The sequence below is a fragment of the Helicobacter magdeburgensis genome (genome assembly GCF_000765825.2).
Taxonomy (GTDB): domain Bacteria; phylum Campylobacterota; class Campylobacteria; order Campylobacterales; family Helicobacteraceae; genus Helicobacter_C; species Helicobacter_C magdeburgensis.
In genome coordinates this window covers 22,997-31,399 of sequence record NZ_JRPE02000017.1, presented here as the reverse complement: position 1 = coordinate 31,399, position 8,403 = coordinate 22,997, and the positions used below count along the sequence as shown (strand labels likewise).

Annotated in this window: 10 protein-coding genes; all 10 read left to right on the top strand. The window is 29.3% G+C overall.

Annotated features, from left to right (window positions below; translation table 11 throughout):
• Positions 1–286 precede the first annotated feature (286 nt).
• Complete coding sequence (locus LS74_RS09420; RefSeq protein WP_034589436.1) at positions 287–481, top strand: hypothetical protein; 195 nt, start codon at positions 287–289, stop codon at positions 479–481.
• 105 nt (positions 482–586) lie between these two features.
• On the top strand, positions 587–1,285 hold the full coding sequence (locus tag LS74_RS09415) for a hypothetical protein (protein ID WP_034589437.1): 699 nt from the start codon (positions 587–589) through the stop codon (positions 1,283–1,285).
• Positions 1,260–1,835 carry a transglycosylase SLT domain-containing protein gene (locus tag LS74_RS09410; protein ID WP_034589438.1) on the top strand — a complete coding sequence of 192 codons (576 nt, stop codon included), beginning with the start codon at positions 1,260–1,262 and terminating at the stop codon, positions 1,833–1,835. Before LS74_RS09415 ends, LS74_RS09410 begins: the two co-directional genes overlap by 26 nt.
• The gene (locus LS74_RS10955; protein ID WP_167480480.1) at positions 1,774–2,634 is read left to right on the top strand and encodes a PBECR2 nuclease fold domain-containing protein; all 861 of its coding nucleotides are present in this window, start codon (positions 1,774–1,776) and stop codon (positions 2,632–2,634) included. The genes LS74_RS09410 and LS74_RS10955 overlap by 62 nt, the downstream gene beginning before the upstream one ends.
• Positions 2,634–4,973, top strand: a complete 2,340-nt coding sequence (locus LS74_RS09400; RefSeq protein WP_034589346.1) for an ATP-binding protein — start codon at positions 2,634–2,636, stop codon at positions 4,971–4,973. The genes LS74_RS10955 and LS74_RS09400 overlap by 1 nt, the downstream gene beginning before the upstream one ends.
• A 27-nt stretch (positions 4,974–5,000) precedes the next feature.
• Positions 5,001–5,729: a hypothetical protein gene (locus LS74_RS11510; RefSeq protein ID WP_236096906.1), complete on the top strand. Its 729-nt coding sequence runs from the start codon at positions 5,001–5,003 to the stop codon at positions 5,727–5,729.
• Complete coding sequence (locus LS74_RS11505) at positions 5,726–6,436, top strand: hypothetical protein (RefSeq protein WP_236096905.1); 711 nt, start codon at positions 5,726–5,728, stop codon at positions 6,434–6,436. The genes LS74_RS11510 and LS74_RS11505 overlap by 4 nt, the downstream gene beginning before the upstream one ends.
• Positions 6,433–7,161: a hypothetical protein gene (locus tag LS74_RS09385; protein ID WP_138129080.1), complete on the top strand. Its 729-nt coding sequence runs from the start codon at positions 6,433–6,435 to the stop codon at positions 7,159–7,161. Before LS74_RS11505 ends, LS74_RS09385 begins: the two co-directional genes overlap by 4 nt.
• Entirely contained in the window at positions 7,158–7,895 is a 738-nt protein-coding gene (locus LS74_RS11500; RefSeq protein ID WP_236096904.1) for a hypothetical protein, read from the top strand. The genes LS74_RS09385 and LS74_RS11500 overlap by 4 nt, the downstream gene beginning before the upstream one ends.
• Complete coding sequence (locus LS74_RS09375) at positions 7,895–8,401, top strand: thermonuclease family protein (protein WP_052086521.1); 507 nt, start codon at positions 7,895–7,897, stop codon at positions 8,399–8,401. Before LS74_RS11500 ends, LS74_RS09375 begins: the two co-directional genes overlap by 1 nt.
• Positions 8,402–8,403 lie beyond the last annotated feature (2 nt).

Here is an 8,403-nt window from a genome sequence, read left to right as displayed (position 1 = left end):
TAATATTGCAACCAGCAAGGTTGAAACAGGAATACAACAGGAAAATTATTTATAGATATTTGTAACTATTTATAGTTTTTTATAGGTTTGTAGGAACGGCGTAATAGATTTTGGCAAGGGCGTTTTCAAAAAAGGAAAAGATATTTATAATAGTATTACAAGCGATAATTCAGAAGATAAAAAATCTTTTGATATTGATATAAAAAAAGAGATTAAAGATATTAAGGAAGTTTTTTCTTCAAATAAAGTTACCCAACAAAATGCTCAAAATGAAAACAAATCATTATTGGTAGATACTGCTAAAATTGGTAAATCTGCTTATGATGTTTATAAAGCGTTTGCAGAAAATTCCAAAGCGGATAAAAATCAACTTGAAACATTTGATGACAAATTGGCTATGGTTGAGGAAAGTTTGCAACAAAATGGGCTTGAAAATCAGGCAGAAGAAGTTTCAAAAATAAGAAAAATGATGAAAAATTAAATAATATTTAAAAAGTGCAATTTTGCACTTTTTAAGCAAAAATTAAAACTTTCAAAAAAGCTTTTTGTTATATTTATGGATTAAATATTAGTTGAAAGGTTTTTTATGGGAGTAGGTGGAGCTTTAAGTAAAGGTGCAAGTGCAATAGGTAATAGTGTAGCGAATGCTGGTAAAAGTGCTTTTAAAAATGCAAAAGATATTTATAAAACTTTTGGAAATCAATGTGAAGAAGTTTCTGATAATTTAAGAAAAAATAGAGGGCAAATTAACTCCGATGACGCTCTAGCTGACCGAGCATTGTTTGCTTTTTTGGCTGATTTTCTTGAAGATTTTAGAAAAAATATTCAAAAGAATAATAATTTTAATGAGCTTGTAGAAGAACTTAAAGAAAATGACAAACTCACAAAAGAAAGACTTAGTAAAATCTTAGAAATGGAGCTTGTCAATAATGAAAACCTCACTAATGATAAAAAAATAGGAATACAGAAAACATTGGGAAATGAGCTTGGCAAAGAAGTTGCAGTAGAATTGTTAGCAAGTAAAATTAAAAAAATTAATGATTATAAGAAAGAGGCTAAAAATTTTGGTTTAAGTGATGAAGATATTGAAAAGAAAATATCTTTAGATTCTGATTTTAATATTTCTAGCAAAGATATTCAAAATATGACGGCTGGAAAATTTGAAAGTGCTATTAATAGAAGTGGTGATGTTGCTTTAAATTTTGTAACAGGTGCAGATTCCAAAGATATTGAATTGGGCGGAAAAGTTATGGAAGATATTGGTAAAAAGCAAAATGCTAAATAGAACAATTCTCTTTTTTTTTCTTTTGCCATTATATCTTTTTGCAGAATATTCTCCGCAAAGTATAGCTTATGAATTGAAATCTGCGAGTGTTAGACACGATATTGATATGCGTGTGTTATACACTTTAGCAAAAATTGAAAGTCAGTTTAATCCACTCGTGATTTCTTTTATCAGTAAAGATAAAAATTATTCATTTAATAATTTAGATAAAAAGGTTCGTAAGTATAAAAATTCTTATATTATCAATTTCTTTGGAGATGAAGAAGATTTAAAAAATGCTTTAAAAGTTTTAATGAATAAAAAATTAAAAGTAGATGTGGGGTTAATGCAAATTAATTCTGTTAATTTTAATTCAGATGAAATTGATAAGATTTTTAAACTTGAATACAATATTGATAAATCAAGCAAAATTCTTAAACAATGTATAAATATAAAGAAACAACTTAAAGATTCTATTGAATGTTATAACAAAGGAATAAAAAAACCTGTTGAATATAGTTATTTTAATCGTTTTAAAACAAATTTCAATAAGGATTTTGCTTATGAGTGAACAAGAATTTTGTAAAGTATTAGAGGAGCTTCAAAAAATTTGGTGCAAAACATTTGGACTTAAAAGTTTTAATGAAGATTTTATTCCTACTTTGAAGAAAGAGATTAAAGAATATTTGGGAAATGATATTTCTTTAAAAATAGGTAGTTTATTAAAAATTATACAGAAAAATAGATTGGATATTATTGATAAAATTAAACCTACACTAGAAGAACCAAATATTGTTTTAGATGATAGTCAAGGTATTTTATTTATCAAGGAATTTATAGACAAAGATAAGAATCGTTATTTTATGAGTGTGGCAAAAAATTACAATGGAGAATGGATTTGTGCTAGTCATACAAAACGAAGTTTGAATAATATTCAAAATAAAATAAAAATATCAAAAATAATTTATGATAAGGGATTTGAACGCAGTGAAGTTGCTGGCGTGTCTGATATATTAGAATCGGGCGGGGAAGTCTCTAAGCCCTCTGACTTGCAGATTAAATACACCGCTAACCAAGACTTTGGCACAAATCCTAATACCATTATACCACAATCTCCCAACAATGATGAAGAAACATATATGATTCCTAATCAAAATACTTCTAATACACATTTTATTACACAAGATTCCACTTCTAATCTTTCATTAGAAGAACAAATATCTCTAGCAAAAGAAAATCAAAAAACACTCAATTCTATGCCAAAAGCAAGTGATATAGACAAAGATAACACACAAGAAAGCACACAAACACAAGATACTACACAAAGAGTGGAAACTCAATCTCAAAACTTAACATTAAGAAGAAAATGATGAATTTGGCGTTAATGACATTGATTGGTGCAGGTTCTTTTGCACTTTATCAAGGTTCAAAAAAACAAGATAATCAAGGTAATTATTTTTTAGAAAAAATTGCAAGACCATTTTATAATTTGTTTGTTGAATATCATTCAAATAGTCTTTTTCAAATAGATTACATTAAAGAAGACCATATTATTTGCAACACTATGAACAATAAAGTCTTTGGTATAGAAATTTTAGGAAGTGAGAATATACAGAATTTTTTACCAAAAGAAGCAATAGATTCTATTATTAGAGATAATAAAGATAATGATGACGCATTTTTTTATTATGTTTTTCATAAACAAGGCAAGTTTCAAAGACAATATATTTTTACTCACAATAAAGTGATAGCTAAAACATTTGGAGATTATTTTAATGTTCCTTTATTGAGTGGATTAGAAATTACAAATGTTTTATACAATCAATTGTTACAAAATAATTTTTTTGTTGAAAACAAACAAATAAAACAAAGTTTAGAAATCAGGAAAGATACATTAGAGCAAGAGCCTGAATTTGTAAGTTTTAAACGACTTGCTAAACAGGCTATTGCAAAATGTTATAAAGAAGTAGATATTTATCAAGCTTTTAAACACTTAGAAATGAGTGAAAGTAATATACAACAGCTTTTTAAATTAAAATTTGATGGTTCTATTTGGTTTTTTATAGATATTGCAACAAAACATATTCAAAACCATATTTCTAGACTTCTTAATTATGCAAAAATGGTTGGCGATAAAAAACCCTTTATGGAATTACAACAAGCATATAATGCTAAAGAATGTGATTTAGCTATTATTAATGCTATTGCATATCTTAAAGACTATGATGATGAAATCATAGGAAATCTTGGCAGTTCTTTAAAGACAAGTTTTATAAGCAAAGAGCTTTTAAGAAATCATCATTTGCAAAAAAATTTTATAAAATTTAGAGATTCTGAATTTGATTTTTTAGTCAAAAGTGATTATTTACATAATTTTATAGCAAGTATTCACAAAAGAAGCGTGAAAAAGCCTGATATTTATGGTATTGACAAAAATGGTGCTTTTATCAATTACAGCTTTTCTGCCGAGAATGATAACCCACATTTATGTCTTATAGCCAAGCCTGGAAGTGGTAAATCTGTATCAAAACAAAAAATTATGGCTCAAATGATAGGGCTTGATTTTAGCAATGGAGAATGCTCTCATCTTGGTAAAGAGCCTGGACAAACTCGTATTAGAAGTTATGATATTGGTTTTAGTGATGAAAAATTCATCAATTTATTAAAAAACAATCCTCACAATAAAGTAGCTCACATAGAATCTGATTTTTATTCTTTTGCTTACAATATTGTAAATTTGCCTGACCCTGAAAAAAATGCGGATATATTTGAAGCGGATATGCAATTTAATATAGACTTGGCAAGTGTAATTTTAGAAACTCAAAACGCTCAACCTTTAACAATCAATGAAACTGCGTATTTTAAAGAAATTCTTAGAAAAGTGTATAGAACAAAAGAATATCAAAGATATAGAGTAAGAGACCTTGAAAATAAAAATAAAGAAGCTCATCAAAAGCTTTTAGAGCTTGGTTATGAAAATACTACTTTCTTGGCAGACATAAAAGAAGAAGAATTTTCTTATTTACAAGTGCCAAAATTAATTGATATTGTTAAATTTGCTAGAAAGCAAGGACAAAATATGCAATTAAAAGAAAGTGATAGAATGGATTATATAGAACTTGCTAGAAAATTGGACGCTATTGAAAAATTAGATATTTTTAGCGAATTTGATAAAATCAATATAGATGATGTTGATGTGCTTTCAATGGATTTGAATAATTTTAAAGAAAGCTCATTATTTACGCCTATTTTCCTTTCTATTTTTCAAAAAGTATATTTAAAGGACAGAGAATATGCTCTTGCTTGTAAAAGAGCAAATCGTCCTGCTCCAAAATTGTTCTATGCCATAGAAGAGGCAAAAAATTACTTCGTTGTGCCTTACTTTACAAGAATGCTAGAAAAAGTGGCATTGGAAGCTAGAAAGTATAATGTCCATTTATGTTTTGTAGTTCAAAATGCAGAGCATATTCCACTTGGTATTCTTAAAAATCTTGATACTCGTATATTCTTGCTCCGTCCTGATAAAAAATTAGAAGTTATTAATGAAGCTAAAAATAGCTTGGAAATTCCAAAAAATGTTGAAATAGGACTTTTAAATACTGATAAGCACGAGCTTTGTGTTTGGTATTCAAGCGGTTGTTTTCATTTGAAGTTTGAAATTACTGATGAAGAAATGAAAGTCTTTAGCACAAATCCAAATGAAGTATAAAATGAATAGCAAGTTAAGGAATAATAAATGAGTGATAGAGAAATTGCATTATTTAATTTAGGAAAAAGTCTTGTAGAGCTATTAGGAGAAGAACAAGCTATTGCAGATTTAACTTTACTTTATAAACGACACCCTGAAATGTTTAGAGATAAAGAAGAGGTAAGAGAAGTAATAGATAAAGTTGTTAATGAACCTGATTTGATAGTTAGGAATCCAAAGGCAAAAAATGATAAAGATTTTCTTGCTATTAAACAATTAAATTCTAAGAAAATTGGAGATATTGCTATACGAAATGATAATGGCACAAATGTGATTTTTCACGCTAACAAAAAGAATACATCTAAGTTTAGCAAAATAAAAATTGAAGAGCAGATGTTGGTGGAGGCGTCATCTGTAAAAACAGCACCCACAAGGTCAGACCATTACGCTAATAAACCAAACGATTTATCTAGGGATATAAAAATCCTTTCAACACCTGCTTCCAACATTATACCACAATCTACCAACAATGATGAAGAAACATATATGATTCCTAATCAAAATACTTCTCATACACATTTTATTACACAAGATTCCACTTCTAATCTTTCATTAGAAGAACAAATATCTCTAGCAAAAGAAAATCAAAAAACACTCAATGCTATGCCAAAAGCAAGTGATATAGACAAAGATAACACACAAGAAAGCACACAAACACAAGATACTACACAAAGAGTGGAAACTCAATCTCAAAACTCAATAAGGAATAATAAATGAGTGATAAAGAATTAGAAATATTTATTTTATGTGAAAAATTAGCGGAACTTTTGGGAAATGGAGAAGCTATTGCTGATTTGAGAAAACTTTATAATCATCACCCTGAAATGTTTAAAGATATGCAAGAAGTTTCAAAAGTGATTAATGAAGTAGTGCAAGAACCTGAAATAGTGATGAATGCTAAAAGGGAGGGTGCTATTTTTGTAGCAAAGAGATTGAAAGAAAATAAAAAAATGGGAGAAGTAGCTCTTGAAAATGATAATGGCACAAATGTGATTTTTCACGCAAACAAAAAGCGAGAGAGAGAATTTTACAAGATTAGCTATCCATTGGTAGAGACCCCCACACCCTCTACACACCGCTCTAAGTCGGCAGGGGAGCTAATGATTGATAATCAATCATCTGGCACAAATGTGCGTTCAATGGATAACGACACCATTATACCACAATCTTCTAACAATGATGAAGAAACATATATGATTCCTAATCAAAATACTTCTCATACACATTTTATTACACAAGATTCTGTTTCTAATCTTTCATTAGAAGAACAAATATCTTTAGCAAAAGAAAATCAAAAAACACTCAATGCTATGCCAAAAGCAAGTGATATAGACAAAGATAACACACAAGAAAGCACACAAACACAAGATACTACACAAAGAGTGGAAACTCAATCTCAAAACTCAATAAGGAATAATAAATGAGTGATAAAGAATTAGAAATATTTATTTTATGTGAAAAATTAGCGGAACTTTTGGGAAATGGAGAAGCTATTGCTGATTTGAGAAAACTTTATAATCATCACCCTGAAATGTTTAAAGATATGCAAGAAGTTTCAAAAGTGATTAATGAAGTAGTGCAAGAACCTGATTTGATAATGAAAAACACAAAACCAAAAAGTGAAAAGGATTTTATCGTTGCTAAACAAATATTAGAAATTAATAACAAGAAAATGGGGGATATAGGAATTAGAAGCAATAAAGACATTAATATTATTTATCACGCTAACAAGCAGGATAAACGAAATTTTAATCGTTTTCTAAATAAAGTAGTTCCTGGTGAAGCCGTCCGCTCTCTTCACACTCCAAGTCAAAACGCTCAGATGGGCGGTGATGATAAGTCATCTGGTGCAAATGCACTTTCAGAAACTACCGACACCATTATACCACAATCTTCCAATAATGATGAAGAAACATATATGATTCCTAATCAAAATACTTCTCATACACATTTTATTACACAAGATTCTGTTTCTAATCTTTCATTAGAAGAACAAATATCTCTAGCAAAAGAAAATCAAAAAACACTCAATGCTATACCAAAAGCAAGTGATATAGCTAACGACAATATACAAGAAAGCACACAAACACAAGATACTACACAAAGAGTAGAAACTCAATCTCAAAACTCAATAAGGAATAATAAATGAGTGATAGAGAATTAGAAATATTTGAGTTAAGTTTAACCTTGATGGAAGCTTTAAGTGGGGATAAAGAAGCTGTTGCTGATTTGACAAAGCTAGTCTCAAACCACCCTGAACTTTTTACAAACACAGAAGATGTGTCAAAACTTATTAAAGAAGTTTTGGATTCTTCAAATCTCATCGCCAAAAATCATAGAGCTAAACAAGATGGAGATTTATTAGTTGCTAAAAAATCATTAGAAGAAACGCCACATAAAATGGGAGATATAGGAATACGAAATGATAATGGAACAAATGTAATATATCACGCTTTGAAACAAGATGGCAGACAATTTGATAGACTTTTAAGACGAGCTAATAAGTTGGGGTTGTTGGTGGGAGCGTCCTTATCCCACACCTCAAGACCTGCTGAGCTGGACGCTGATGAAAAATCATCTAGTGTAAAAACACATTCAACAACCCATAGGGAGATTATACCACAATCTACCAACAATGATGAAGAAACATATATGATTCCTAATCAAAATACTTCTCATACACATTTTATTACACAAGATTCCACTTCTAATCTTTCATTAGAAGAACAAATATCTCTAGCAAAAGAAAATCAAAAAACACTCAATGCTATGCCAAAAGCAAGTGATATAGACAAAGATAACACACAAGAAAGCACACAAACACAAGATACTACACAAAGAGTGGAAACTCAATCTCAAAACTCAATATTAAGGAGAAAATGATGAATTTGGGATTAAGAAAAACTCAAAGCACGATAATCATTATAGGATTAAGCATACTTGCGTTAGTAGCTCATATTAATGGCTATAACTTTGCTTATCTTAATGGAAAAGAAATTACAGGAAAAATTGTTAAGGTTGCTGATGGGGATACTCTTACACTTTTGCATAATGGGGAAAACCTAAAAATTAGGTTTTATGGGATAGACGCACCTGAATCACAACAAAGCTTTGGGAAAGAATCAAAAAATAATCTTTTAAAGCTTTGTCCTTTAAATTCTACTGCCAAGATTAAAATTAAAGACAAAGATAAATATCAAAGAATAGTAGGCATAGTTTTTTGCAACAATGTAGATGTAAATGCAAAACAAGTAGAAGATGGTTATGCGTGGGCTTATAGAGAATATTCTCTAGCATATTTACACCTTGAAATTCAAGCTAGAGCAAAATCTAAAGGCTTATGGAGTGAAGAAAACCCCATAAAACCAAGTAATTTTAGAAAACTTTAGGA

What these genes read in the sequence shown, in the direction of transcription:
- LS74_RS11505 (WP_236096905.1), top strand. Translation starts at nt 5,726, where the DNA reads ATGAGTGATAAAGAATTAGAAATATTTATTTTATGTGAAAAATTAGCG.
- LS74_RS11500 (WP_236096904.1), top strand. Translation starts at nt 7,158, where the DNA reads ATGAGTGATAGAGAATTAGAAATATTTGAGTTAAGTTTAACCTTGATG.
- LS74_RS11510 (WP_236096906.1), top strand. Translation starts at nt 5,001, where the DNA reads ATGAGTGATAGAGAAATTGCATTATTTAATTTAGGAAAAAGTCTTGTA.
- LS74_RS09385 (WP_138129080.1), top strand. Translation starts at nt 6,433, where the DNA reads ATGAGTGATAAAGAATTAGAAATATTTATTTTATGTGAAAAATTAGCG.
- LS74_RS09415 (WP_034589437.1), top strand. Translation starts at nt 587, where the DNA reads ATGGGAGTAGGTGGAGCTTTAAGTAAAGGTGCAAGTGCAATAGGTAAT.
- LS74_RS09400 (WP_034589346.1), top strand. Translation starts at nt 2,634, where the DNA reads ATGAATTTGGCGTTAATGACATTGATTGGTGCAGGTTCTTTTGCACTT.
- LS74_RS09375 (WP_052086521.1), top strand. Translation starts at nt 7,895, where the DNA reads ATGAATTTGGGATTAAGAAAAACTCAAAGCACGATAATCATTATAGGA.